Annotated in this window: 24 protein-coding genes, 5 tRNA genes and 1 riboswitch; of the genes, 24 read left to right on the top strand and 5 right to left on the bottom strand. The window is 59.6% G+C overall.

Translation table 11 applies throughout. From position 1 onward, the window contains the following. Positions 1 to 161 precede the first annotated feature (161 nt). The 7 genes from ACM6IP_RS19275 (at position 162) to astE (ending at position 8,052) form a co-directional block, all read left to right on the top strand. The gene (locus tag ACM6IP_RS19275; RefSeq protein ID WP_095171547.1) at positions 162 to 1,382 is read left to right on the top strand and encodes an aspartate aminotransferase family protein; all 1,221 of its coding nucleotides are present in this window, start codon (positions 162 to 164) and stop codon (positions 1,380 to 1,382) included. Positions 1,383 to 1,576: 194 nt separating this feature from the next. Continuing rightward, positions 1,577 to 2,596 (top strand): arginine/ornithine succinyltransferase subunit alpha, encoded by a 1,020-nt coding sequence (gene aruF / locus ACM6IP_RS19270; RefSeq protein WP_095171548.1) that lies wholly within the window; start codon positions 1,577 to 1,579, stop codon positions 2,594 to 2,596. A gap of 79 nt (positions 2,597 to 2,675) precedes the next feature. Then, positions 2,676 to 3,701: an arginine N-succinyltransferase gene (astA, locus tag ACM6IP_RS19265; RefSeq protein WP_095171550.1), complete on the top strand. Its 1,026-nt coding sequence runs from the start codon at positions 2,676 to 2,678 to the stop codon at positions 3,699 to 3,701. Then, positions 3,698 to 5,167: a succinylglutamate-semialdehyde dehydrogenase gene (gene astD, locus ACM6IP_RS19260; RefSeq protein ID WP_414862183.1), complete on the top strand. Its 1,470-nt coding sequence runs from the start codon at positions 3,698 to 3,700 to the stop codon at positions 5,165 to 5,167. The genes astA and astD overlap by 4 nt, the downstream gene beginning before the upstream one ends. A gap of 164 nt (positions 5,168 to 5,331) precedes the next feature. Further along, a complete protein-coding gene (gene astB / locus ACM6IP_RS19255; protein WP_095171553.1) occupies positions 5,332 to 6,678 on the top strand; it encodes an N-succinylarginine dihydrolase in 1,347 nt (448 codons plus the stop codon). 63 nt (positions 6,679 to 6,741) lie between these two features. Then, positions 6,742 to 7,029 (top strand): topoisomerase II, encoded by a 288-nt coding sequence (locus tag ACM6IP_RS19250; RefSeq protein ID WP_095171555.1) that lies wholly within the window; start codon positions 6,742 to 6,744, stop codon positions 7,027 to 7,029. 12 nt (positions 7,030 to 7,041) lie between these two features. Continuing rightward, entirely contained in the window at positions 7,042 to 8,052 is a 1,011-nt protein-coding gene (gene astE / locus ACM6IP_RS19245; RefSeq protein WP_414862107.1) for a succinylglutamate desuccinylase, read from the top strand. Positions 8,053 to 8,106: 54 nt separating this feature from the next. Here the strand turns inward: astE and ACM6IP_RS19240 are convergent, their stop codons facing one another. Continuing rightward, the gene (locus ACM6IP_RS19240; protein WP_095171559.1) at positions 8,107 to 8,616 is read right to left on the bottom strand and encodes a 6,7-dimethyl-8-ribityllumazine synthase; all 510 of its coding nucleotides are present in this window, start codon (positions 8,614 to 8,616) and stop codon (positions 8,107 to 8,109) included. A gap of 120 nt (positions 8,617 to 8,736) precedes the next feature. Further along, a riboswitch (FMN riboswitch) is annotated at positions 8,737 to 8,908 on the bottom strand. 197 nt (positions 8,909 to 9,105) lie between these two features. Here ACM6IP_RS19240 and ltaE point away from each other — a divergent pair. The 8 genes from ltaE to ACM6IP_RS19200 all read left to right on the top strand — a co-directional run bounded on the left by ltaE (position 9,106) and on the right by ACM6IP_RS19200 (position 15,213). Beyond that, a complete protein-coding gene (ltaE, locus tag ACM6IP_RS19235; protein WP_414862106.1) occupies positions 9,106 to 10,110 on the top strand; it encodes a low-specificity L-threonine aldolase in 1,005 nt (334 codons plus the stop codon). A gap of 146 nt (positions 10,111 to 10,256) precedes the next feature. Beyond that, positions 10,257 to 12,875 carry an alanine--tRNA ligase gene (gene alaS / locus ACM6IP_RS19230; protein ID WP_414862105.1) on the top strand — a complete coding sequence of 873 codons (2,619 nt, stop codon included), beginning with the start codon at positions 10,257 to 10,259 and terminating at the stop codon, positions 12,873 to 12,875. A gap of 90 nt (positions 12,876 to 12,965) precedes the next feature. Then, positions 12,966 to 14,207 (top strand): aspartate kinase, encoded by a 1,242-nt coding sequence (locus tag ACM6IP_RS19225; protein ID WP_095171563.1) that lies wholly within the window; start codon positions 12,966 to 12,968, stop codon positions 14,205 to 14,207. 183 nt (positions 14,208 to 14,390) lie between these two features. After that, positions 14,391 to 14,579, top strand: coding sequence for a carbon storage regulator CsrA (gene csrA / locus ACM6IP_RS19220; protein ID WP_002554426.1), 189 nt, complete (start codon positions 14,391 to 14,393; stop codon positions 14,577 to 14,579). 62 nt (positions 14,580 to 14,641) lie between these two features. Next, positions 14,642 to 14,732, top strand: a tRNA-Ser gene (locus tag ACM6IP_RS19215). Between the two features lie 107 nt (positions 14,733 to 14,839). Then, a tRNA-Arg gene (locus ACM6IP_RS19210) sits at positions 14,840 to 14,916 on the top strand. 72 nt (positions 14,917 to 14,988) lie between these two features. Beyond that, a tRNA-Arg gene (locus ACM6IP_RS19205) sits at positions 14,989 to 15,065 on the top strand. Between the two features lie 71 nt (positions 15,066 to 15,136). Beyond that, a tRNA-Arg gene (locus ACM6IP_RS19200) sits at positions 15,137 to 15,213 on the top strand. 19 nt (positions 15,214 to 15,232) lie between these two features. On the opposite strand, the gene ACM6IP_RS19195 is transcribed toward ACM6IP_RS19200, so the two are convergent. Beyond that, positions 15,233 to 15,580, bottom strand: coding sequence for a hypothetical protein (locus tag ACM6IP_RS19195; RefSeq protein ID WP_095171565.1), 348 nt, complete (start codon positions 15,578 to 15,580; stop codon positions 15,233 to 15,235). Positions 15,581 to 15,898: 318 nt separating this feature from the next. Between ACM6IP_RS19195 and mgtE the strand changes: the two genes are divergently transcribed. Continuing rightward, entirely contained in the window at positions 15,899 to 17,341 is a 1,443-nt protein-coding gene (gene mgtE, locus ACM6IP_RS19190; RefSeq protein ID WP_095171567.1) for a magnesium transporter, read from the top strand. Positions 17,342 to 17,503: 162 nt separating this feature from the next. On the opposite strand, the gene ACM6IP_RS19185 is transcribed toward mgtE, so the two are convergent. Continuing rightward, complete coding sequence (locus ACM6IP_RS19185; protein ID WP_095171568.1) at positions 17,504 to 17,830, bottom strand: Arc family DNA-binding protein; 327 nt, start codon at positions 17,828 to 17,830, stop codon at positions 17,504 to 17,506. Positions 17,831 to 18,215: 385 nt separating this feature from the next. Between ACM6IP_RS19185 and phnN the strand changes: the two genes are divergently transcribed. The 3 genes from phnN (at position 18,216) to ACM6IP_RS19170 (ending at position 19,242) form a co-directional block, all read left to right on the top strand. Beyond that, positions 18,216 to 18,800: a phosphonate metabolism protein/1,5-bisphosphokinase (PRPP-forming) PhnN gene (gene phnN / locus ACM6IP_RS19180; RefSeq protein ID WP_159994219.1), complete on the top strand. Its 585-nt coding sequence runs from the start codon at positions 18,216 to 18,218 to the stop codon at positions 18,798 to 18,800. Positions 18,801 to 18,910: 110 nt separating this feature from the next. Then, positions 18,911 to 18,987, top strand: a tRNA-Arg gene (locus ACM6IP_RS19175). Positions 18,988 to 19,137: 150 nt separating this feature from the next. After that, on the top strand, positions 19,138 to 19,242 hold the full coding sequence (locus tag ACM6IP_RS19170; protein ID WP_401131081.1) for an SEC-C metal-binding domain-containing protein: 105 nt from the start codon (positions 19,138 to 19,140) through the stop codon (positions 19,240 to 19,242). A 133-nt stretch (positions 19,243 to 19,375) separates the two neighbouring features. Here ACM6IP_RS19170 and ACM6IP_RS19165 read toward each other — a convergent pair whose 3' ends face one another. After that, entirely contained in the window at positions 19,376 to 20,137 is a 762-nt protein-coding gene (locus ACM6IP_RS19165; protein WP_095171573.1) for a FadR/GntR family transcriptional regulator, read from the bottom strand. Positions 20,138 to 20,381: 244 nt separating this feature from the next. On the opposite strand from ACM6IP_RS19165, the gene ACM6IP_RS19160 reads away from it, so the two are divergent. From ACM6IP_RS19160 to ACM6IP_RS19145, 4 genes are all read left to right on the top strand, one after another. Continuing rightward, on the top strand, positions 20,382 to 21,122 hold the full coding sequence (locus ACM6IP_RS19160; protein WP_320333835.1) for an SDR family oxidoreductase: 741 nt from the start codon (positions 20,382 to 20,384) through the stop codon (positions 21,120 to 21,122). Positions 21,123 to 21,180: 58 nt separating this feature from the next. Further along, positions 21,181 to 22,029: a fumarylacetoacetate hydrolase family protein gene (locus tag ACM6IP_RS19155; protein ID WP_095171576.1), complete on the top strand. Its 849-nt coding sequence runs from the start codon at positions 21,181 to 21,183 to the stop codon at positions 22,027 to 22,029. Between the two features lie 14 nt (positions 22,030 to 22,043). Beyond that, positions 22,044 to 23,321 carry an L-fuconate dehydratase gene (locus tag ACM6IP_RS19150; RefSeq protein ID WP_095171578.1) on the top strand — a complete coding sequence of 426 codons (1,278 nt, stop codon included), beginning with the start codon at positions 22,044 to 22,046 and terminating at the stop codon, positions 23,319 to 23,321. Positions 23,322 to 23,563: 242 nt separating this feature from the next. Further along, positions 23,564 to 24,874 (top strand): MFS transporter, encoded by a 1,311-nt coding sequence (locus ACM6IP_RS19145; RefSeq protein WP_414862104.1) that lies wholly within the window; start codon positions 23,564 to 23,566, stop codon positions 24,872 to 24,874. 172 nt (positions 24,875 to 25,046) lie between these two features. Here ACM6IP_RS19145 and ACM6IP_RS19140 read toward each other — a convergent pair whose 3' ends face one another. Next, on the bottom strand, positions 25,047 to 25,550 hold the full coding sequence (locus ACM6IP_RS19140) for an AAA family ATPase (RefSeq protein ID WP_414862103.1): 504 nt from the start codon (positions 25,548 to 25,550) through the stop codon (positions 25,047 to 25,049). A gap of 22 nt (positions 25,551 to 25,572) precedes the next feature. Here ACM6IP_RS19140 and ACM6IP_RS19135 point away from each other — a divergent pair. After that, the coding region (locus ACM6IP_RS19135; protein WP_414862102.1) for a hypothetical protein at positions 25,573 to 25,773 on the top strand (201 nt) is incomplete at its 3' end.

Here is a 25,773-nt window from a genome sequence, read left to right as displayed (position 1 = left end):
CCTTTGCGACGCTATTTGTCGCATTGCCGTAAACCCGGTCAAAAGCGGGTTTTGCGCTATAAGAAGTTGTCGCTTGGCGGCAAGGCCAAGCCGGAAACTGTCCTTACAATCCTCACCAAGCTCGCCAGTTCCAGGCGGGTGTTTCTCATCAGGAGACTCCGATGTCCGTTGAGCACGCTGCGGTACAACGCGCCGATTTTGACCAGGTTATGGTTCCCAACTATGCGCCTGCCGCTTTCATCCCAGTGCGTGGTGAAGGTTCCCGCGTTTGGGACCAGTCCGGTCGCGAGCTGATCGACTTCGCCGGCGGGATTGCCGTCAACGTATTGGGTCACGCCCACCCGGCACTGGTCGGTGCCTTGACCGAGCAAGCGAACAAGCTGTGGCACGTGTCCAACGTGTTCACCAATGAGCCGGCCCTGCGCCTGGCCCATAAGCTGATCGACGCGACCTTTGCCGAGCGCGTGTTCTTCTGCAACTCCGGCGCTGAAGCCAACGAGGCCGCCTTCAAGCTGGCCCGTCGGGTCGCCCATGATCGTTTCGGTCCTGAGAAGTACGAAATCATCGCCGCGCTCAACAGCTTCCACGGCCGTACGCTGTTTACCGTCAACGTTGGCGGCCAGTCCAAGTACTCCGACGGTTTTGGTCCGAAGATCACCGGCATCAGCCACGTGCCGTACAACGACCTGGCCGCGCTGAAAGCCGCGATTTCCGACAAGACCTGCGCCGTCGTGCTGGAGCCGATCCAGGGCGAGGGCGGGGTATTGCCGGCCGAGCTGGCGTACCTGCAAGGGGCCCGTGAACTGTGCAACGCGCACAACGCCCTGCTGGTGTTCGACGAAGTGCAAACCGGTATGGGCCGCAGCGGCAAGCTGTTCGCCTACCAGCACTACGGTGTGACGCCGGACATCCTGACCAGCGCCAAGAGCCTGGGCGGTGGTTTCCCGATCGCCGCCATGCTGACCACCGAAGACCTGGCCAAGCACCTGGTCGTCGGCACCCACGGCACCACTTACGGTGGCAACCCGCTGGCGTGTGCAGTGGCCGAAGCGGTGATCGACGTGATCAACACCCCTGAAGTGCTCAATGGGGTGAATGCCAAGCACGACAAGTTCAAGGCGCGCCTGGAGCAGATCGGCGAGAAGTATGGTCTGTTCACTCAGGTCCGTGGTTTGGGTCTGCTGATCGGTTGCGTGCTGAGCGATGCCTGGAAAGGCAAGGCCAAGGACATCTTCAACGCCGCTGAAAAAGAAGGCCTGATGATCCTGCAAGCCGGCCCGGACGTGATTCGTTTTGCGCCGAGCCTGGTGGTTGAAGACGCTGATATCGATGCCGGTCTGGACCGCTTCGAACGCGCTGCCGCGAAACTGACACAAGCCTGATAGACCCTTCGGCGCCTGATCATTCAGGTGTCGAACCCAATTTTTGTTCCGGTCCTGCTTTTCTGTAGGAGCGAGCCTGCTCGCGATGATGTGTCAGGCGACATCATTGTTGCTGAACCACCATCGCGAGCAGGCTCGCTCCTACAAGGGGCCGGCTATTTTCCTCAAAGAGTTTTCAAGAAAGGAGTGACACCATGCTGGTGATGCGCCCTGCGCAAATGGCTGATCTGGGCGAGGTACAGCGTCTGGCTGCGGACAGCCCGATTGGTGTCACTTCCCTGCCGGATGACGTTGAACGCCTGAGCGACAAGATCGCCGCGAGCGAAGCCTCGTTCGCCGCCGAAGTCAGCTTCAACGGTGAGGAGAGCTATTTCTTCGTGCTCGAAGACAGCACCACCGGCAAGCTGGTGGGCTGCTCGGCCATCGTTGCCTCGGCCGGTTATTCGGAACCTTTCTACAGCTTTCGCAATGAAACCTTCGTCCACGCCTCCCGCGAGCTGAAGATCCACAACAAGATCCACGTGCTCTCCCAGTGCCATGACCTGACCGGCAACAGCTTGCTGACCAGCTTCTACGTGCTGCCGGAGCTGGTGGGTTCGGCCTGGTCGGAGCTCAACTCCCGCGGACGCTTGCTGTTCGTCGCCAGCCACCCCGAGCGGTTCGCCGATTCGGTGGTGACCGAGATCGTCGGCTACAGCGATGAACAGGGTGACTCACCGTTCTGGGACGCCATCGGCCGTAATTTCTTTGACCTCAACTACGCCGCCGCCGAACGCCTGTGCGGGCTCAAGAGCCGCACGTTCCTGGCCGAGCTGATGCCGCATTACCCGATCTATGTCCCCCTGCTGCCGGACTCCGCTCAAGAAGCGATGGGCCAGGTGCACCCGCGGGCGCAGATCACCTTCGACATCCTGATGCGCGAAGGCTTCGAGACCGATCATTACATCGACATCTTCGACGGTGGCCCGACCCTGCACGCGCGTGTCTCGGGGATCCGCTCGATTGCCCAGAGCCGTGTGGTGCCGGTGAAGATCGGCGAGCCGGTCAAGGGCGCAGGCCGGCAGTACCTGGTGGCCAATGCCCAGTTGCAGGATTACCGCGCGGTCATGCTGGAGCTGGACTACGCGCCGGGCAAACCGGTGGTCCTGGATCTGGAAGCCGCCGAGGCCCTGGGCGTCGGCGAGGGTGCCAGCGTGCGCCTGGTGGCGGTTTAACGCTTTTACGCCTGATAAAGGCTGCAGAGCAGCGAGTTTTGCGGGGGGCCGTTACCGGCCGTCCGTTTGAGGAGATAGCATGATCGTTCGTCCCGTACGCAGCAGCGATTTACCCGCTCTGATCGAGCTGGCCCGCAGCACTGGCACCGGCCTGACCACCTTGCCGGCCAACGAAGAGCGCCTGTCGCACCGGGTTGGCTGGGCCGAAAAGACCTTCCGTGGCGAAGCGGGGCGCGGCGACGCCGATTACCTGTTCGTGCTCGAGGATGACGACGGCCGCGTGGTGGGAATTTCCGCAATTGCCGGCGCCGTGGGTCTGCGTGAGCCCTGGTACAACTTCCGGGTTGGCTTGACGGTCAGCGCTTCGCAAGAGCTGAACATCTACCGCGAAATTCCGACGCTGTTCCTGGCCAACGACCTGACCGGCAACTCCGAGCTGTGCTCGTTGTTCCTGCATGCCGATTATCGCACCGGCCTCAACGGCCGCATGCTGGCCAAGGCGCGGATGTTGTTCATCGCCGAATTCCCGCAGCTGTTTGGCAACAAGATCATCGCCGAGATGCGTGGCGTCTCCGACACGGCTGGCCGTTCGCCGTTCTGGGAAAGCCTGGGCCGGCACTTCTTCAAGATGGAGTTCAGTCAGGCCGATTACCTGACTGGCGTGGGCAACAAGGCGTTCATTGCCGAGTTGATGCCCAAGTTTCCGCTCTACACCTGCTTCCTTTCCGAAGACGCGCGCAATGTCATCGGCCAGGTTCACCCGGACACCGAGCCGGCGCTGGCGATGCTCAAGAGCGAGGGTTTCAGCTACCAGGGCTACGTCGATATTTTCGACGCCGGCCCGGCAGTGGAATGCGAAACCGGCAAGATCCGCGCAGTGCGTGACAGCCAGGCGCTGGTGCTGGCCATCGGCACCCCGGGGGATGACGCCACGCCGTTCCTGATTCACAACCGTAAGCGCGAAGACTGCCGCATCACTGCTGCGCCCGCACGTTTTGCCGCCGGTACCCTGGTGGTCGATCCACTGACCGCCAAACGTCTTCAACTCAATGCCGGTGATCAAGTGCGCGCCGTGCCGTTGTCTGCTGCCCGGGAGTCGAAATAATGAATTCGCTATACATCGCAGGTGAGTGGCTGGCGGGTCAGGGCGATGCCTTTGAATCGCTGAATCCGGTGACCCAGCACGTGCTGTGGTCGGGGCAGGGCGCTACCACCGCCCAGGTTGAAAGCGCCGTGCAGGCTGCGCGCCAGGCGTTCCCGGCCTGGGCCCAGCGTACCCTGGAAGAGCGCATCAGCGTGCTGGAGGCCTTTGCCGCCAGCCTCAAGTCCCACGCCGACGAGTTGGCGCACTGCATCGGTGAAGAAACCGGCAAACCGCTGTGGGAAGCGGCGACTGAAGTGACCAGCATGGTCAACAAGATCGCCATCTCGGTGCAGAGCTACCGCGAGCGTACCGGCGAAAAGAGCGGCCCGCTGGGCGACGCCACCGCCGTATTGCGGCACAAGCCCCATGGCGTGGTTGCGGTCTTCGGGCCTTACAACTTCCCCGGTCACTTGCCCAATGGGCACATCGTTCCGGCCCTGCTGGCCGGTAACAGCGTGCTGTTCAAGCCTAGCGAACTGACCCCGAAAGTCGCCGAATTGACGGTCCGTTGCTGGATCGAAGCCGGCCTGCCGGCGGGTGTGTTGAACCTGCTGCAAGGCGCCCGTGAAACCGGGATCGCGCTGGCCGCCAACCCGGGGATCGACGGTCTGTTCTTCACCGGTTCCAGCCGCACCGGCAACCACCTGCATGCGCAGTTCTCCGGGCGCCCGGACAAGATTCTCGCGCTGGAAATGGGCGGCAACAACCCGCTGGTGGTCGATCAGGTCGCCGACCTCGACGCGGCGGTCTACACCATTATTCAGTCGGCCTTCATTTCTGCCGGTCAACGCTGCACTTGCGCGCGCCGCCTGCTGGTGCCGCAAGGCGCCTGGGGCGACACGCTGCTGGCGCGCCTGGTGGCGGTCAGCGCGACCATCGAGGTCGGCGCGTTCGATCAACAGCCGGCACCGTTCATGGGCTCGGTGGTTTCCCTGGCCGCCGCCAAAGCCTTGATGGACGCCCAGGAACACCTGCTGGCCAATGGCGCGGTGAGCTTGCTGGAGATGACCCAGCCACAGGCCAATGCGGCATTGCTCACCCCGGGCATCCTGGATGTCAGCGCCGTGGCGGATCGTCCTGACGAAGAGCTGTTCGGGCCACTGCTGCAAGTGATTCGCTACACCGATTTCGAGTCGGCGATCAGCGAGGCCAACAACACCCAGTACGGCCTGGCCGCCGGCTTGCTGTCGGACTCCGAGGCGCGCTACCAGCAGTTCTGGCTGCAGAGCCGTGCCGGTATCGTCAACTGGAACAAGCAACTGACAGGTGCTGCGAGCAGCGCGCCCTTCGGCGGCGTCGGCGCATCGGGCAACCACCGCGCCAGCGCTTACTACGCAGCAGATTACTGCGCGTACCCGGTGGCCTCGCTGGAAACACCGAGCCTGACCATGCCTGCGGCCCTGACGCCGGGCGTGAAGATGGCGTGATGCCTATCGCTGGCAAGCCAGCTCCCACAGGGTACTGCGTCGATCACAAAAACTTGTGATCACTGCTGCGCCTGTGGGAGCGGGCTTGCCCGCGATGGCCGCACCGCAGCCTAAAAGAATTGTTACCTGAGCCTATAACAACAGATTCTCGTGGAGCCTCGCTGATGAAATCCTATGAAGTCAATTTCGACGGTCTAGTGGGGCCGACCCATAACTACGGCGGTCTGTCCTTCGGCAACGTTGCGTCCCAGAGCAACAGCCAGCAGTCTTCCAACCCCAAGGAAGCGGCGCTGCAAGGCCTGGCGAAAATGAAAGCGCTGATGGACATGGGTTTTGTCCAGGGCGTGCTGGCGCCCCAGGAACGTCCGGATGTCGGCGCATTGCGCAGCCTGGGCTTTAGCGGCACCGATGCCCAAGTGATCGAGCAGGCCGCCAAAGAGGCCATGCCACTGTTGGTCGCCAGTTGCTCGGCGTCGAGCATGTGGGTGGCCAACGCCGCCACTGTCAGCCCGAGCGCCGACACCGCCGACGGCCGTGTGCACTTCACCGCCGCCAACCTCAACTGCAAGTACCACCGCAGCATCGAGCACCCGACCACCAGCCGCGTGCTGGGGGCGATGTTCGCCGACCAGAAGCACTTCGCCCATCACGCGGCCTTGCCGGCCGTGGCGCAGTTCGGTGACGAAGGCGCGGCCAACCACACCCGTTTCTGCCGTGACTACGGCGAAGCCGGGGTCGAGTTCTTTGTGTTCGGTCGCAGTGCGTTCGACCCCCGTTACCCGGCGCCCCAGAAGTACCCGGCGCGCCAGACCCTGGAAGCCTCGCAAGCGGTCGCACGTTTGCACGGCCTGAGTGATGACGGCGTGGTCTATGCTCAGCAGAACCCTGCGGTGATCGATCAGGGCGTGTTCCACAACGACGTGATTGCGGTGGGTAACGGTGAGGCGCTGTTCTATCACGAGGACGCCTTCCTCGACACCGAGCAGATGCTGGCTGAACTGTCGGCCAAGCTCGCCAAGCGGGGTGGTCAGTTCAAGGCGATCTGCGTGCCGCGTGCGCAGGTTTCGGTCGAGGACGCCGTGCGTTCCTACCTGTTCAACAGCCAACTGCTGTCGCAGGCGGACGGTTCGATGTTGCTGATCGTGCCGCAAGAGTGCCAGAACAACGAACGCGTCTGGCAGTACCTGCAGACCCTGACCAGTTCCGGTGGGCTGATCCGCGAGGTCAAAGTCTTCGACCTCAAGCAGAGCATGCAGAACGGTGGTGGCCCGGCGTGCCTGCGTCTGCGCGTGGCGTTGAATGAAACCGAGCTGGCGGCTGTCAATCCAGGGGTTATCATGACCGCGCCGTTGTATGGCACGCTGACCCAGTGGGTTGAAAAGCACTACCGTGACCGCATGACCGAAAACGATCTGGCGGACCCACAATTGTTGCTTGAGTGCCGGGCGGCACTGGATGAACTGACGCAAATCCTTAAACTGGGCGCGGTTTATCCATTCCAGATCAATTGAAAGCCCGCGACCGGCTCCTGATGAGTCGGGCGCGCTGCTTTATCTCCAGATGAGAGCGAAAAAATGAGCGATACCCTGCAGCTGATCCTTGAAGACACCGACGGCACTCAACTGGAAACCTCCTGCACCCGCGTAGCGGTGATCTGGCAGGGCAAGGAACTGTGGATCCAGCACGACGGCCGCGGCCAACTGCTGATCGGCGTTGACGTCGAAGAAGGCGATGCCGAATACGCCAACCTGCTGCTGCGCCCATTGGCGACTAATCTGGTAAGCCTGCAACTGGAAATGGAACCGGCTGAAGTCGGCGACGAAGACCACGTGCATGGCCCGGATTGCAATCACGACCATTAAGGAAATCGTTCTATGCTCGCCCTCGGCAAACTGCTTGAACTGACCCTCGCCGGCCGTGAACCGGCGGAGAAGACTCAACTGACTGTCGAAGGCGTGCGGATGCGCTGGCTGAGTGAAGGTGCGCTGGAAGTCCGGCCACCGCAAGCTCGCGACAACGGCCTGGACTTGCTGTTGTCGGCCGGCATCCACGGCAACGAAACAGCGCCGATCGAGTTGCTCGATCGCCTGTTGCACGACATTGCTCGCGGTGACTTGAAGCCGTGCGCACGCATTCTGTTCCTGTTCGGCAACCCCGAGGCCATGCGCCGCGGTGAGCGTTTTATCGAGCAGGATGTCAATCGGCTGTTCAACGGCCGGCATGAATTGAGCAGTGGCTGCGAGGCGCTGCGCGCCTGTGAGCTGGAGCGCCTGGCGGCGAGTTTTTTCAGCTTGCCGGACCGTGAGCGCCTGCACTACGACCTGCATACCGCTATTCGTGGTTCGAAGATCGAACAGTTTGCCCTGTACCCCTGGAAAGAAGGCCGCCAGCACTCGCGTCGCGAACTGGCCCGGCTACGGGCGGCAGGCATGGAGGCGGTGCTGTTGCAGAGCAAGCCGTCGATCGTGTTCAGTTCCTACACCTACGACAAGCTGGGCGCTGAGGCCTTCACCCTGGAGCTGGGCAAGGCTCGGCCATTTGGGCAGAACGATGGGGTGAATGTTTCACGCCTGGAAACCCGCCTGAAGCAGATCATCGAGGGCAGCGAGCCGCCCTTGGCAGACGCCGGCCTGGACGGCCTGCAACTGTTCAGTGTGGCGCGGGAAATCATCAAGCACAGCGACAGCTTCACGCTGAACCTGCCGGCGGACATCGAGAACTTCTCACCGCTGGACGTGGGTTATGTGCTGGCTGAAGACATCGCGCAGACGCGCTGGGTCATCGAGGAGGAGGGCGCGAGAATCATCTTCCCCAACCCCAAGGTGAAGAATGGCTTGCGGGCCGGCATCTTGATTGTGCCAACCACGGGTGAAAACCTGGCCTGATTCAACTTCTAAAACCTGTGGAAGCAACGCTACCCCCACAGGTTTTTGCCTGGCTTAAACGGCTACCGCGCGAGGCTCGTTACGACGCAGCGCGCGGATCTTGTGCAGGGTATCGGCACAGGTCTTCGCCGCTTCCTGGCCCTTGTGCACAAAGTGCTCGAAGAAGAACTTCTGGTGTTCTTCGCCGGCATGGAAGTGATGGGGCGTCAGGGAGACCGAGAACACCGGCACTTCTGTTTCGAGCTGGACCTGCATCAGGCCACTGACAACTGCTTGGGCGACGAACTCGTGACGGTAGATGCCGCCATCGACCACCAAGGCGGCCGCGACGATGCCGGCATAACGGCCGGACTTGGCCAGCAGCTTGGCGTGCAGCGGGATTTCAAAGGCACCGCCGACTTCAAAAAAGTCGATCTCCGATTCCTGATAGCCCTGGGCGATCATCTCGCTGACGAAGCCCTTACGGCTCTGGTCAACAATATCCTTGTGCCAGCAGGCCTGGATAAACGCTACGCGCTCGCCCTGATGGTTTTTGCTTTTGCTGTCGATTGCGGTGGGTTGCATCTGTTCTGACTCCTGTTTGTGTGAAAAACAGGGCGTTATGAATCGAATGGGATTTAAGGGTACGCAACGGGTAAGCGTGCATTGACTGCACCTCTCCCGTGGACGGCCCTTTGGCGCCAATCCCGTTCTCTCTTCATCCGGACTATGACCGTCGGCCCCGGGATCACACCGGGTCTGCTGACCTTGCCATCATTCACAGCCAGCGGCTGCGGTGACACCAAGCGCTCGCGGGCTATGCGCATTGCGCGCAATTACCGCCGGTGGGGAGTTGCACCCCGCCCTGAGAACGTTTTGCCGACAGATTGTCTGGCGGCGCAGCGTTTTTAACACATATTTCACAGCTGTGCATTGCTGCTATCTGCTGATTGTCATCGACTTTTTATCGGGCGCCTGCCGCCTTTTCCTGGCGCAAGGGTTGATTATTGCCCGGCATGCCCGCAGTAATTCACACCTGTAAGGGATTCTCCCCTGTCTACCGAGGCCTGATTCATGAGTGTTATCGATCTTCGCAGCGACACCGTCACCCAACCAACCGCAGGGATGCTCGACGCAATGGCCAGGGCGGCCACCGGTGACGATGTCTATGGTGAGGATCCTACGGTCAATCGACTCGAGGCCGAGCTGGCCGGGCGCCTGGGATTTGCCGCTGCACTGTTCGTGCCGACGGGCACCATGAGCAACCTGCTGGGCTTGATGGCCCACTGCGAGCGCGGTGAGGAGTACATCGTCGGCCAACAGGCGCACACCTACAAATACGAAGGCGGTGGCGCCGCGGTGCTGGGCTCGATCCAGCCGCAGCCACTGGAGGTCCAGGCTGACGGTTCGCTGGACCTGGCGCAGGTGGCGGCGGCGATCAAGCCGGATGACTTCCACTTCGCCCGTACTCGCCTGCTGGCCCTGGAAAACACCATGCAAGGCAAAGTGCTGCCGCTGGAGTACCTGGCCCAGGCGCGAAGCTTTACCCAGGCGCATGGCTTGCAGTTGCACCTGGATGGCGCGCGGCTGTACAACGCGGCGGTCAAGCTGGGGGTGGATGCACGGGTGATCACCAAGCATTTCGACTCGGTGTCAGTGTGCCTGTCCAAAGGCCTGGGCGCGCCAGTGGGCTCGGTGCTCTGTGGTTCGGTGGAGTTGATCGCCAAGGCTCGACGATTGCGCAAGATGGTCGGTGGCGGCATGCGCCAAGCCGGCTATCTGGCGGCGGCCGGCCTGTATGCGCTGGATCATCACGTGCAACGCCTGGCCGAGGACCATGCCAACGCCGAGTACCTGGCGCAAGGTCTGCGAGCGGCGGGTTTTACTGTCGAGCCGGTGCATACCAACATGGTTTACCTGCAGATCGGCGACAAAGCCGACGCAATCAAGGCTTTTGCTGCAGAGCGGGGCGTCAAGCTCAGCGCCGCTGCCCGTTTGCGCATGGTTACCCACATGGATGTCGGTCGGGCCCAGATCGACCAGGTAATCGCGACATTCGTCGAGTTTTCCGCTAAATGATCTTGCAGGCCGTCCAATTGACGGTTTCTATCGTATAAACACGCTGTACCGCGCGCGCAGGGCCGATATAATGCGGCCCTTTGCCGTCGCTTCGTCCGTTGACGAATCGCACAGGCCTTTGGCCGCAGCCTCCGTGGAAGAACCTAATGAAAAGCGCAGAAATCCGTGAAGCCTTCCTTCGCTTCTTCGAAGAGCAAGGCCACACCCGTGTAGCCTCCAGCTCTTTGATTCCGGGCAACGACCCAACCCTGCTGTTCACTAACGCGGGGATGAACCAGTTCAAGGACTGCTTCCTGGGCCAGGAAAAGCGCGCGTATACCCGCGCCACCAGCAGCCAGAAGTGCGTACGCGCCGGCGGCAAGAACAGCGACCTGGAAAACGTCGGTTACACCGCCCGTCACCACACGTTCTTCGAGATGCTGGGTAACTTCAGCTTCGGCGACTATTTCAAGCACGACGCAATTACTTTCGCCTGGACCTTCCTGACCGGTGTCCTGCAGCTGCCGAAGGAAAAACTCTGGGTTACCGTCTACGCCTCCGACGATGAAGCGTATGACATCTGGACCCAGCAGATCGGTGTGCCGGTCGAGCGCATGATCCGCATCGGCGACAACAAGGGCGCGCCTTACGCTTCCGACAACTTCTGGACCATGGGCGATACCGGCCCGTGCGGCCCATGCACCGAGATTTTCTACGATCACGGCGACCACATCTGGGGCGGCCCACCGGGTTCGCCGGAAGAAGACGGCGACCGTTACATCGAGATCTGGAACAACGTCTTCATGCAGTTCAACCGCACCGCCGATGGCGTGTTGCATCCGTTGCCAGCGCCGTCGGTGGATACCGGCATGGGCCTGGAGCGGATCAGTGCGGTGATGCAGCACGTCAACTCCAACTATGACATCGACCTGTTCAAGAACCTGCTCAAAGCCTCGGCTGAAGCAATCGGCTGCGAAAATGGCGATCAGTCTTCACTCAAAGTGGTTTCCGATCACATCCGTTCCTGCGGTTTCCTGATTGCCGATGGCGTGCTGCCGTCCAACGAAGGCCGTGGCTACGTGCTGCGCCGGATCATCCGTCGCGCCTGCCGCCACGGTAACAAGCTGGGCGCCACTGGCAGCTTCTTCTACAAGATCGTCGCGGCGCTGGTGGCCGAGATGGGTGAAGCCTTCCCGGAACTCAAGCAGCAGCAGGCCAATATCGAGCGCGTGCTCAAGGCCGAGGAAGAGCAGTTCTCCAAGACCCTGGAGCACGGCCTGAAGATTCTCGAGCAGGACCTGGCCGAACTCAAAGGCACCGTAGTGCCGGGCGACGTGGTGTTCAAGCTGTATGACACCTACGGTTTCCCGATGGACCTGACCGCCGACATCGCCCGCGAGCGCGAGCTGACCATCGACGAAGCCGGTTTCGAGCGCGAAATGGAAGCCCAGCGCGTGCGTGCACGTTCGGCCAGTTCGTTTGGCCTGGACTACAACACCCTGGTCAAAGTCGACGTGGCCACCGAGTTCACCGGCTACACCGATACCCGCGGTTCGGCGAAAATCGTTGCCCTGTACAAGAACGGCCAGTCGGTCGACGTATTGAGCGAAGGCGACGAGGGCGTGATCGTTCTCAACCAGACCCCGTTCTACGCCGAGTCCGGTGGCCAGGTCGGTGACTGCGGTTACCTGCAGGCCGGTGCTGCACGTTTCGACGTGCGCGATACCACCAAGACCGGTGGTGCCTTCCTGCACCACGGTGTGCTGGCATCGGGTAGCCTGATCGTTGGTGCGCCGGTTGAGGCCCAGGTGGATGCCGAGGTGCGTCACGCTACTGCGTTGAACCACTCGGCGACCCACTTGCTGCACGCAGCCTTGCGCCAGGTGCTGGGCGAGCACGTCCAGCAGAAGGGTTCGTTGGTCGACAGTCAGCGCCTGCGCTTTGACTTCAGCCACTTCGAAGCCATCAAGCCTGAGCAGATCAAGGCGTTGGAAGAAATCGTCAACGCGCAGATTCGCCAGAACTCGGCGGTAGAGACTGAAGAAACCGACATCGACACCGCCAAGCAAAAAGGCGCCATGGCGCTGTTCGGCGAGAAGTATGGCGACAATGTGCGCGTGCTGAGCATGGGCGGTGATTTCTCCGTCGAGCTGTGCGGCGGTATCCACGCCAACCGTACTGGCGACATCGGCCTGCTGAAGATCATCAGCGAAGGCGGTGTGGCTTCGGGCGTGCGGCGTATCGAGGCAGTGACTGGCGCAGCTGCGCTGGCCTACCTGAACGCGGCAGAAGAGCAACTCAAGGAAGCGGCCAGCCTGGTCAAGGGCAGCCGCGACAACCTGATCGACAAGTTGTCGGCTGTGCTTGAGCGCAACCGTCTGCTGGAAAAGCAACTCGAGCAGTTGCAAGCCAAGGCTGCCAGTGCGGCGGGTGACGACCTGTCGGCCCAGGCCCAGGACGTCAAGGGCGTGAAGGTGCTGGCCGTGCGTCTCGACGGTCAGGATGGCAAGGCGCTGCTGGCGCTGGTCGATCAGTTGAAGAACAAACTCGGCCGCGCAGTGATCCTGCTCGGCAGTGTCCATGAGGAAAAGGTCGTGCTGGTTGCCGGTGTGACCAAAGACCTGACTGGCCAACTCAAAGCCGGTGATTTGATGAAGCAAGCCGCTGCGGCAGTGGGCGGGAAGGGCGGTGGTCGTCCGGACATGGCGCAAGGCGGTGGTATTGACGCTGGCGCACTGGACGCGGCCCTGGCCCTGACCGTACCGTTTGTCGAACAGGGTATTTAAGGCTGTATGCCGGGCCTCTCGTCTAGTGGTGGGTCCGGCTGCTGTTTGAGTGACTAATGGGCGCCCTTCATGGGCAGAGGCGGCTTTGAAATGGCTTTGATCGTACAGAAATTTGGAGGCACCTCGGTCGGCACTGTCGAGAGAATCGAGCAGGTCGCCGACAAGGTTAAGAAATTCCGCGATGCCGGCGATGACCTGGTGGTCGTGCTGTCTGCAATGAGCGGCGAAACCAACCGTCTGATCGATCTGGCCAAGCAAATCAGTGGCGATGAGCAACCGGTTCCGCGTGAACTGGATGTGATTGTCTCCACCGGCGAGCAGGTGACGATTGCATTGCTGGCCATGGCGTTGATCAAGCGCGGCGTGCCTGCGGTGTCGTACACCGGCAACCAGGTGCGGATCCTGACGGACAGCGCGCACAATAAAGCGCGTATCCTGCAGATCGATGACCAGAAGATTCGCGGTGACCTGAAGGCTGGCCGCGTGGTTGTGGTGGCCGGTTTCCAGGGCGTCGACGAGCACGGCAACATCACCACCCTGGGCCGTGGCGGCTCCGACACCACTGGCGTGGCGCTGGCAGCGGCCCTGAAGGCCGATGAATGTCAGATCTATACCGACGTGGACGGGGTGTACACCACCGACCCGCGCGTGGTGTCCGTGGCCCAGCGCCTGGACAAGATCACCTTCGAAGAGATGCTGGAAATGGCCAGCCTCGGTTCCAAGGTGCTGCAGATCCGTGCGGTCGAGTTCGCCGGCAAGTACAACGTCCCGCTGCGCGTACTGCACAGCTTCAAGGAGGGGCCAGGCACCCTCATTACTATTGATGAAGAGGAAACCATGGAACAGCCGATCATTTCCGGCATCGCTTTCAATCGCGATGAAGCCAAGCTGACCATCCGTGGCGTGCCAGACACCCCGGGCGTGGCATTCAAGATTCTCGGCCCGATCAGTGCCGGCAATATCGAAGTCGACATGATCGTGCAGAACGTTGCGCACGATAACACCACCGACTTCACCTTCACCGTGCACCGCAATGACTACCAGGCGGCCCAGACAGTGCTGGAAAACACCGCTCGCGAGATCGGTGCCCGTGAGGTGGTGGGTGACACCAAGATCGCCAAGGTTTCGATCGTCGGCGTTGGCATGCGTTCTCACGCAGGTGTTGCCAGCCGCATGTTCGAAGCCCTGGCCAAGGAAACCATCAATATCCAGATGATCTCCACTTCGGAGATCAAGGTGTCGGTGGTGATCGAAGAGAAGTACCTGGAACTGGCTGTGCGCGCACTGCACACGGCGTTCGAACTGGACGCACCGGCTCGCCAAGGCGAGTGATGTGGTCCCGAGGGGCGCGGTCTGACCGCGCCCTTTATTTTTTGAGTGGCGTGGGCAAGGCTGTTCTTTTGCATGCGCTGGTCAATACTTAAGCGTGTAGAACTGCGATCGTTCCGGTCGCCGTTCGAGCGCTTTTTTTTTGCAGACTGTTGTCCCTGAACTGAAATGCGTAAGGAGAAAGGTATGCTGATTCTGACTCGTCGGTGTGCAGAAAGCCTGATTATCGGTGATGGCGAAATCACCGTAACCGTGCTCGGCGTCAAAGGAAATCAGGTGCGCATAGGCGTTAACGCACCCAAGGAGGTAGCTGTACACCGTGAGGAAATCTACCTGCGTATAAAGAAAGAGAAGGACGAAGAACCAAGCCATTAATTTTTATCGCTTTTTATGTTTGCAAACGGGGAAAAGGTTGGTTAAGATACGCCCCGTGTTGCGGAGAGCTGGCCGAGTGGCCGAAGGCGCTCCCCTGCTAAGGGAGTACACCTCAAAAGGGTGTCGGGGGTTCGAATCCCCCGTTCTCCGCCATTATTTGTGTAGAGCGTTGTAATCAGGCTTTTTCGGTAAGTGGTTGAAATTACTAGAAAAAGTGCTTGGAAAAAAGATTCGACGAACTATAATGCGCGGCAACAAATGCACTCGTAGCTCAGCTGGATAGAGTACTCGGCTACGAACCGAGCGGTCACAGGTTCGAATCCTGTCGAGTGCACCAATTAAGGGTTGTTTGAAGTGATTCAAGCAACCTTGTTTCAATCAGTTGTGATCTGGTTTAAAAGCACACATTGCACTCGTAGCTCAGCTGGATAGAGTACTCGGCTACGAACCGAGCGGTCACAGGTTCGAATCCTGTCGAGTGCACCATTTAAGGGTTGTTTGCAGTTATGCAGGTAACCTGGCTTCAACCAGTTGTGATCTGGTCTAAAAGTACAATTGCACTCGTAGCTCAGCTGGATAGAGTACTCGGCTACGAACCGAGCGGTCACAGGTTCGAATCCTGTCGAGTGCACCAAACACCAAAAAGCCTGCGTCTAACGCGGGCTTTTTGCTGTCTGGGATTTGGCTTTCTGCCGAACCCGTCTTTGCTCGTCAAATCTGCTCGGCGCGCTTTTCATCTTCTTTGCCTTGATTGCCCGGTCGGCTGCTTGCAGGTGTTCGGCTTCGGGCAGGACTGCCGTGTCGGCGTATACCTCGGTGTTGCTACCGGGCAGGTAGGTGCGGACTTGCTGCAGGCTCGGACGCTCTCCGGTCTTGCAGGCCGTGCTGGTGAATGTGATGCGACCGTTGGCTGCCTCACAACGCTGCACAGTCATTACTTGCGCGCTGGCCGCTGGGCAGAGCAGGGTGGTCAGTAACAAACAGCGTATCCGCGATGGCATTCAGCGCCCTCCCTGGCGATCCATTTGAAGGTTAGTCGGACATTTTGCGATGGCCCTGTGTTTTCTTTTCGGGATAAGTCGTCGCACTCTCATGGATCAGGACAGCGCTCAGGTTTGTCGTGCAAGCGCTTGTTTCAGCCGCGATTTTTAACGTTTAAAAGCGTCAGGCGGTGTATCATTGCGCCCGTCAGCCCCGCCGGGGCTTGTGGAATACCTCCATGGACTTACCCAGTAGTTACTCAGTACCCCGTTTTTCCAATCATGAATTGACTGATTGATCCTTCCGGCGTGCCCCGCTGCTGGGAGTGGAGTTCGCCTATGACTGAAGTAGAAGTAAAAAAGACTCAAGAAAGCTTGCAGGACCGCCTTGCTCAAGTCATTGAGCTGCTGCAGCGCCAGCGGGTGGTCGAAGACCTGACTCACCGTCAGGAAGGTCCTCATCACGACCGGGTCGAGAACCTGGTCCACCGGCAGAACCTCGTCGAGTTGCAACGCAAGCTCGATGACCTGCACTCCGCTGACGTTGCCTACATCCTTGAAGCATTGCCGCTGAACGATCGCCTGACGGTCTGGCAGTTGGTCAAGGCCGAGCGTGACGGCGACATCCTGCTTGAAGTGTCTGACTCCGTCCGTGAAACCCTGATCGCCGACATGGACGATCACGAGCTCCTGGCAGCCGCCAAGGAGATGGACGCCGACGAACTTGCTGACCTGGCCCCTGAGCTGCCGCGAGACGTCGTCCATGAGCTGATGGAGACCCTCGATGGCCAGCAGCGTGAGCGCGTGCGCTCCGCGTTGTCCTATGACGAGGAGCAGGTCGGTGCATTGATGGACTTCGAGATGGTGACGATCCGTGAGGACGTCAGCCTCGAGGTGGTCTTGCGCTACCTGCGGCGCCTCAAGGAGCTGCCGGGCCATACCGACAAATTGTTCGTGGTCGACTACGACGGTGTGCTCAAGGGCGTCCTGCCGATCAAGCGCCTGTTGGTCAACGATCCGGACAAGCAGGTCTCGGAAGTCATGGCCAGCGACCCGGTGAGCTTTCACCCGGACGAAGATGCCTATGACGCGGCGCAGGCGTTCGAGCGTTACGACTTGATCTCGGCCCCGGTGGTCGACAAGAACGACAAGCTCATCGGCCGTCTGACCATCGACGAGATGGTCGACCTGATTCGTGAAGAGAGCGAAAACGAAGTCCTCAACATGGCGGGTCTGCGTGAAGAGGAAGATATTTTCGCTTCGGTGTGGAAGTCCCTGCGTAACCGTTGGGCGTGGTTGGCCATCAACCTGATTACCGCCTTCGTTGCCTCGCGGGTGATCGGCCTGTTCGAAGGGTCTATCGAGAAGCTGGTGGCCCTGGCGGCGCTGATGCCGATTGTTGCCGGCATTGGTGGCAACTCCGGTAACCAGACCATCACCATGATCGTGCGCGCCATGGCGCTGGACCAGGTCAGTACCGGCAATACCTCGCGCCTGATGCGCAAGGAGCTGGCCGTGGGCCTGATCAATGGCCTGGTGTGGGGTGGAGTGATTGGCGTAGTGGCCTTCCTGCTGTATGGCAGTTGGTCGCTCGGCGTAGTGATGACGGCCGCCATGACCCTGAACCTGCTGCTGGCGGCGCTGATGGGGGTGCTGATCCCGATGACCCTGGCGCGCGTCGGGCGTGACCCGGCAATGGGTGCGAGCGTGATGATCACGGCCGTAACCGATAGCGGCGGTTTCTTCATCTTCCTTGGCCTCGCCACGATCTTCCTGCTCTAGGCCTGTGCTGCGCGACCTGGCCCAATGACCGCGTCGCGCACCTGGGATTAATCAAACTGTCTGACGTCGATGGCCTGCGTGCGAATCATCGCGAAGATGCCTGGGTGGTTTTTCAGGCAAAAAAAAGCCAGCGCGAGGCTGGCTTGAACTTTCGGGGTGTAATCAGGACGGGTTTGCGGCCATTTCAGCGTCATGGGCAATCAACGACACCAGTGCATTTTGCTGGCGGTGGGATAGCTGGCGGAAGCGTTGCAGCAATTCACGTTCGTGCAGCGACAGCTCGGGACTGTCCAGGCGCATGCTCAACTCTTCGCCCAGCGCGCCTTCCTGAATAAGACTCTGCTCCAGGCGCGCGATGATTTCGGAGTTCATGCTGCGATGATGGTTGCGTGCCACCTCGGCAATGCGTTCACGCATTCCGTCTGGCAGGCGTACGACGAACTTGTCAGCCGTACGGCTGGAATAAATTGCCTGTTTCAATGGGCGCATATATTTAACCGGTTAGTTCAGGGGAGCGGTTCTCGGAATTGGCCGCAGGATGTCTTTAGGACAAGCAAGGCAGCCAAATGTTCAACCTGAATTGATAAGAGGCCCGCATCATGCCTCAAGCAAGCCAGATCCTTGGCGCCAATTCTGTGACAAATATTGAGCCTGAGGCAGGCGTTATGCCAGCACCAATTATCAGAAATGCGGACTGGTTTGAAAACTTAAATCCGCTCCGGGTGCATGGCCTCGCCCTTTTGCCCAGTGGACAGGGGGCTGCGCGTCCTTGTGTGCAAGCCGTGTACGCTTGCACGCCACTCCTCTACGTATACAGCGTAGTGGCAAATGGCCGATTTACTAGGGGTGAATACATCATGAGGGGATATTGCGGGTGAGTGGCAGACTGGTTTATCTCATGGGCCCCTCGGGCTCTGGCAAGGACAGCCTGATCGATGCGGCCCGCGATGCTCTGGCGCAACTCGACTGCGTGGTGGCGCGCCGGGTAATTACCCGCTCGGCAGAGTCAGTCGGGGAGGCTGCCCTGGGGCTCACGCCCCAGGCATTTGCCGAATTGGCGCGTGAGGGCGGTTTTGCCCTGAGTTGGCATGCCAACGGGCTGGATTACGGAATTCCGGTGCAGATCGATCAGTGGCTGGCGCAAGGGCTGCATGTGCTAGTCAACGGTTCCAGGGGGCACTTGCCTCTAGTGAAAGAGCGCTACCCGCAGTTGTTGCCCATCCTGTTGACGGTGAATACCGATGTCCTGCGTGAGCGCCTTCAGCGCAGGGGGCGTGAAAGCAGCAAAGAGATCGAGACCAGGTTGGCGCGTAATGCCTTGTTTGCCCGTGGTACGGCGGAGGACGAGTCTGGCGGTATTTTCCTACTGGATAATTCCGCCGAGTTGTCGACAACCCTGGCTCGCTTGCTGGCGTTGCTTGGCAATGAAGGTATCGTGGAAAAACCCCGTTCGGCGTGAGCGGGCCATTGCCTACACTTAATAAGCCGTACAGACGACATGACAAACGCGGGGCTGCCCGTTAACATGCTCGCCGTCCATCGCGCCGCAGCTCCTTGCGGCCGGTCTGTGTCTCAGTAGCTCAATTGGATAGAGCATCCCCCTCCTAAGGGGAAGGTTGCAGGTTCGAACCCCGCCTGGGACACCATATAAATAGAGCCTTTTAACCCGTCATCCTGACAGCTCACTTTTTCCGTGACAGCAGGGTGGCAGCAAAAGGCGAAAATAAACCCCGCATAGGTCAGTCTTGCGGGGTTTTTTTTGGCTGAAATAATTAATAACGAAAGCAGCAGGCTTTATGACGACGGGTAGAAACGAACTTTGCTGGTGTGGCTCAGGGAAGAAATTAAAACGTTGCCATCTTGGGCGCGCCGCGGCCGACCCTCTCAAACTCTGGGATTGATGCGCCCCGGATTCTCCAGACATCTTGCAAGCCCGCTTTACACGGCCTCCTTAAATAAGAACGCCCCCGTAACAGAACTGTCATCGTTCATCCATCAGCCACTCCCCTAAGCGTCCCGGCTACGAATAGATGCTTACTGGGCGCTACGGCTGAAAATCCTGATCACTTCACTCAGATGCTCGGCCATTGCCTGACGCGCTGCGTCGGGGTCGTGTTGTTCCAACGCTTGCAGCACACGCCGGTGTTCATCTTCCGAACGATGGGGCATGTCGCCCGAGCTGTAATGGCTTTGTAGACGCTGGAACATGCTGCCGTATCGATGGCCTAACAGGTGTTGAATCATCAGCGCGTAGGCCGGGTTGTCCGAGGCCTGGGCGATGCGGATATGGAATAGGCGGTCGCCGGGGTGGGTGTGTGAATCTTCACGGTTGTCCTGCACGTTGCGCTCGAATGCCTCGCGGATGCCTGCCAGTTCTTCATCGCTAGCGTTCACGGCCGCCAGCGCGGCGGCTTCGGGCTCGATCAGACGGCGGGCCTGAAGCAAGGCGAAGGGCGGGATTTCAGCGCTGAAATCAATCTCGATCCCCAGCTCAGGGTCCAGCTCTTTCCATTGATTGCGCGTGACTTGAGCCATGACTGGCTCATTCGATACCGCTTGCACTGAAGGTTCGCAGACCAGCACCCCGTTACCGACGCGCACATCCACCAAGCCGATCACTTCTAGCGCAATCATTGCCTCACGCACAGAGGCTCGGCTCACACCTAGCAACTTGGCCAGCTCTCGCTCGGCCGGCAAACGGCTGCCCGGCGGAAATTCTCCGCTGTCGATCAAGGCTCGCAGCTGGTCGGCGATCTGCCGGTAAAGTCTTTGGTTATCAATAACTTGAAATGGCATTGAAAATTAAACTCTGGTTTGGACAGCATTCGACAAGCACGCCGGTGGAAAAGACGCTTGTTGATGGTCGGGGCGAATGCTATAAAAGGCCTAATGGTCTGACCATTGAACCCATAACGTGAAGTGATCATAGCAAACTTTATTCTGGCGCTTGAGTCGGTTTGCCAATTGATGCGCCTCCAATGGCCTGACCATTGGGCCAGTCTTCGCGAAAACAATAAAAAATTAGCGTCACGGAGCATTTATGAATCTTTCCGGCAAACGCGTGCTGATCACGGCGGGCGCTCAGGGTATTGGCCTAGCCAGTGTCCAGGCGTATCTCGCTGCTGGCGCTGAAGTCTTCGCCGCCGACATCAATGCTGGCGCCCTCGAAGCACTTGAAGGTGCACATACCCATATCCTAGATGTCACCGATGCAAGCGCCATCCAGCACCTAGCCCAAGAGCTTGGTCCGCTAGATGTTCTGTTCAACTGCGCAGGTGTGGTTCACAGCGGCAACATTCTTGAGTGCAGCGAAAACGACTGGGCCTTCGCCCTGGACCTAAACGTTACCGCCATGTACCGCATGATCCGAGCTTTCTTACCGGGCATGTTGGCGAACGGTGGCGGCTCGATCATCAATATGGCCTCGGTGGCTTCCAGCGTTAAAGGCGTTCCCAATCGTTTTGCCTACTGCGCCAGCAAAGGTGCGGTAATTGGCCTGACACGTTCAGTGGCGGCTGATTTCGTCAGTCAGAACATCCGCTGCAATGCCATTTGCCCCGGCACCGTTGACTCCCCCTCCTTGCGTCAACGCATCAGTGAACAAGCCCAAAGTGAAGGTCGCAGCATCGCTGAGGTCTACGCCGCCTTCGCTGCCCGCCAACCGATGGGCCGCATCGGCACCGCTGAGGAAATAGCACACCTGGCGCTGTACCTGGGCTCAAGTGCCAGCGGGTTCACCACCGGAACTGCGCAAATTATTGATGGTGGCTGGAGTAACTGACTCCCGCGCCGCCATTAGACCTGCGTGCCCCTTAGCTCTAACTAACAAAGGAAATAATATGAAGCTGCTGCGCTACGGCGAAAAAGGCCAGGAACGTCCTGCGTTGCTTGATAACAACGGTCAATTGCGCGACTTGTCCGAAGTGGTCGTTGATATCACGGGCGACGCGCTGAGCCCGCAAAGCATCGCCCGCCTGCAAGATCTCGACCCGTCCAGCTTGCCGCTGGTTGAAGGCTCGCCACGCCTCGGCGCTTGCGTTGGTGAAGTCGGCAAGTTCATCTGCATCGGCCTCAACTATGCCGATCACGCCGCCGAAACTGGCGCCGCAATCCCGGCCGAACCGGTGGTGTTCAGCAAGTGGACCAGCGCCATTGTCGGCCCGAATGACGACATCGAGATACCGCGCAACTCACGCAAAACCGACTGGGAAGTCGAGCTTGGCGTGGTCATCGGCAAAGGCGGCCGCTACATCAGCGAAAGCGATGCTCTCGAACACGTGGCCGGTTATTGCGTAATCAATGACGTGTCCGAGCGCGAGTTCCAGCTGGAACTGGGCGGCACTTGGGACAAAGGCAAGGGCTGTGACACTTTCGGCCCGCTCGGCCCTTGGCTGGTGACCCGCGATGAAGTCGCTGACCCGCATCAGCTCGATCTGTGGCTGGAAGTCGACGGCAAGCGTTACCAGAACGGCAACACCCGGACGATGATTTTCCAGATCCCAAAAATCATCAGCTACCTCAGCCAATTCATGAGCCTGCAACCCGGTGATGTGATCTCCACCGGTACTCCCCCGGGCGTCGGCCTGGGTATCAAGCCTGAGCCGGTGTACCTGCGCGCAGGTCAACAAATCCGTCTGGGCATCGCCGGCCTCGGCGAACAAAACCAACGCACCGTGAATGCCCAGTGACAGGTAGCTACGCCATGACCACGATTACCGCTGTACGCGTTGAAGACATCCGCTTCCCTACTTCGCAATCTCTCGATGGTTCGGATGCGATGAACCCGGACCCGGATTACTCTGCGGCCTATGTCATTCTCGAAACCGATACCCCGGGCCTGGAAGGCCATGGGCTGACCTTTACCATCGGCCGCGGCAACGAGATTTGCTGCGCCTCGATCAAGGCGTTGGCCGGTCTGCTGGTGGGGTTGAAGCTGGAATGGATTGCCCAAGACATGGGCCGTTTCTGGCATCACGTCACCAGTGACAGCCAATTGCGCTGGATCGGCCCGGATAAAGGCGCCATTCACCTGGCCACCGGAGCGGTGGTCAACGCTGCCTGGGACTTGTGGGCCAAGGCGGAGCGCAAGCCGGTCTGGCGCCTGGTGGCGGACATGAGCCCCGAGCAGTTGGTGCGCTGCATTGATTTTCGCTACATCACCGATTGCATCACCCCGGCAGAAGCCCTGACGTTGCTGCGCGAACGCGCCCGGGGTAAAGCCGAGCGCGTTGCGCTGCTCGAAGAGCAAGGTTACCCGTGCTACACCACTTCAGCCGGGTGGCTGGGGTATGCCGACGACAAGCTGCGCCGTTTGTGTCAGGAAGCGGTCGACGCCGGTTTCTCCCACGTCAAACTCAAAGTCGGCCGCGACCTGAAGGACGACATCCGCCGCGTGCGTATTGCCCGTGAAGTGCTGGGCCCGGATCGTCAGTTGATGATCGACGCCAACCAGGTGTGGGAAGTCGACACGGCCATCAACTGGGTCCGCGAGCTCTCCTTCGCCAATCCATGGTTCATTGAAGAGCCCACCAGCCCGGATGACGTCGAAGGCCATCGCAAGATTCGTCTGGGTGTCGCTCCGGTCAAAGTCGCCACGGGGGAGATGTGCCAGAACCGCATCGTGTTTAAACAATTGATCATGCGTGAAGCAATTGATGTGGTGCAGATCGACGCCTGCCGACTGGGCGGGGTCAATGAGGTGCTGGCGGTGATGCTGATGGCCGCCAAGTACAACTTGCCGGTATGCCCGCACGCAGGCGGCGTGGGCTTGTGCGAGTACGTACAGCACCTGTCAATGATCGATTACCTGTGCATCGCCGGCACCCATGAAGGTCGCGTAGTGGAGTTTGTCGACCATCTGCACGAACACTTCGTAGACCCGTGCGTAATTCGTAATGCGGCCTACATGCCACCGCAGGCGCCGGGCTTCTCGATCCAGATGAAGGCCGCCTCTCGAGAGCAGTACCAGTATCGGGGCTAACCGCCATGCGATCCTCGCGCCCACTTCGGCTGAATGCTCACCAGCACTCCAGTCGCTATGACGCCACGGCCTATCGGGTACGTGATGGGCCTGGTGGCTGATAACGCCTCCACAGCTGTGGCGTATCTTTTGCCGATGGGCCGTTCTTGGTGGTCGCGGCTTATGTCCGTGGCGCCTTGAAAAAGCTGTAAGCGCTGTATTGATGTTGCTGCACTCCACAAAAACAATAATCGGAGGACGTCATGTCTAACCCCGCGTTGAAGCAGGCGCTCAGCAAAATCCGCTGGCGCATCTTGCCCTTTGTTGCATTGATGTTTGCGATGGCAATCATTGACCGTTCCAACATCGGTTTTGCCAAACACGCCTTTCAGGCTGACACCGGCCTCAGCAACGCCGCTTTTGCGCTTGGTGCGGGCATTTTCTTTATCGGCTACGCCGTGTTTGAGGTGCCCAGCAACCTGATGCTGCACAAGATCGGCGCGCGTATTTGGTTGAGCCGGATCATGGTCACCTGGGGGTTGGTTTCGGCTGCGATGATGTTTGCCCACGACGAAACCAGCTTCTACATCCTCCGCTTTTTGCTGGGCGTGGCCGAGGCCGGTCTTTCGCCGGGCGTGGTGCTGTACCTGACCTATTGGTTCCCGCAGAACCAGCGCGGTTCGGCCTACGGCATCTACTATTTTGGTGTGCCAGTGTCTTTGATTGTAGGCGGGCCGGTGTCGGGATGGCTGCTGGAAACCGCCCAGTTCGGTCTGGCCGGTTGGCAATGGATGTTTGTCACCGAAGGCCTCGCCGCCTCGATCATCGGCGTGTTTGCGTTCTTTTACCTGACCGACAAACCGCGAGATGCCAAGTGGTTGAGTGCTGAAGAAAAAGCTGCGATTGAGCACGAACTGGAAAAAGATCAGCTGTTGAAAGCCAATAGTGGCCCATCGACATGGCGTGCGGCATTGATCAACCCTAAGGTTCTGTACTTCACCCTGATCTATTTCACGATTCAGGTCAGTGTCTACGGCGTACTGTTTTACCTGCCCACACGAATCGCGGAACTGCTCGCCACCGGCATCGGCCTGAAAGTCGGCATGTTGACCGCCATTCCCTGGATTGCCACCGTTTGCGTGCTGTATGTGGTCACCCGTTACGCCGACCGAAAAGGCCAGCAGGCTCGTTTTGCAGCCTTGATGCTGGCATTGGCAGCAGTGGGAATGGTGGGCTCGACCTTGAGCGGTAGTCTGCCGCTGGTGATGCTGTCGTTCTGCGTTGCCGCCGCCGGGTTCATCACCGTGCAGCCGCTGTTCTGGACCTTACCTACTCGCTTCCTGGGCGGTGCCGCAGCGGCCAGCGGGATTGCGGTGATTGGCGCATTGGGTAATCTAGGCGGCTTCCTGGCGCCAACGGTCAAAACCTGGGCCGAGCAGTACTTCAATAACGCCCACGCGGGGATGTACTTCCTGGCGGCGACCGCCCTGATCGGTACGCTGATGCTGATTCGCTCGGCAAGAGCGGGGTACGAGTCAGGAAAGCGGGTTCAGGTGGCCCGATCGCCCAGCTGAAAATGTGTACGTGCTCGCGATAGCACCTCTTCTGTACACCAGTGGCATCGCGAGCAATCCCGCTCTCATAGGTCATGAAGCGCCATGTAGTTGCGCTGGTTCGCTCGGCACGTGCTCCTTGTTGGCGGGCGTTACTGTGGCAACGTGGCCGAGGGCCCCCTCACATTTCATTTCAGATGGAGTGCAGGTGACTGATGATTTGGGATACGGCGTCGTCCGGTGAGAGCTGGGCTGTATCTATATAGAGGGGCGGTGGATTCCACGGTTCATAGTCATGTGCCAGCACTGACGCCCAGGTTGGAGGTGTCAGGCCGGGGATGTCGGTCGTGCGGGTCTCGACGCGTCGGCGATGTTCTTCTGTGTCGGAGCAAATCACCTCTATATCCAGTAGCTCTGCGCCGGCGCTGGTTGCGGTGGCGTGCCAGGTGTTGCGACTTGCCGATACCGGGTTGACGCAGTCGACGATGACGGTGTGACCAAGACGCAGATTGCTCAGGGCAAGCTCGTTGGCCACGAGGTAGCCGCTGGTGCCTACGTCCTGTACGAGGACGCAGGCGTTGCGGATGGCTTGTTCGATGGTATCGATCCGTAGGTAGACCGCTCGCAGTCGATTGGCCAGGAGCTTGGCGATCGTGGTTTTTCCGGTGCCGGGTAGGCCGCTGAATACAATAAGCACGAGCTGTCCTGCGGGGGAGGGGATGCAGCATCTTCTCTATATAGAAGAGGTTTTGAAAGCCGGTCGCGGCCAGGCACCTGATTTCAGGGCTTATTCAGGCTGTTTTCGGTGTTTTGATAGAAAAACCAAATTAGCAGTTGACGGCAGATTCTATATGTCTATAATTCGCCCCACTTCCGGCGCAGTCGAAACGGAAAACTCCTTGGTAAACAATGAGTTACGT

Origin of the sequence: Pseudomonas sp. IT-P176, from assembly GCF_949767245.1 — a bacterium.
Classification (GTDB): domain Bacteria; phylum Pseudomonadota; class Gammaproteobacteria; order Pseudomonadales; family Pseudomonadaceae; genus Aquipseudomonas.
The sequence above is the reverse complement of the archived record's forward strand: the minus strand, read 5'-3'. Positions and strand labels throughout refer to the sequence as shown.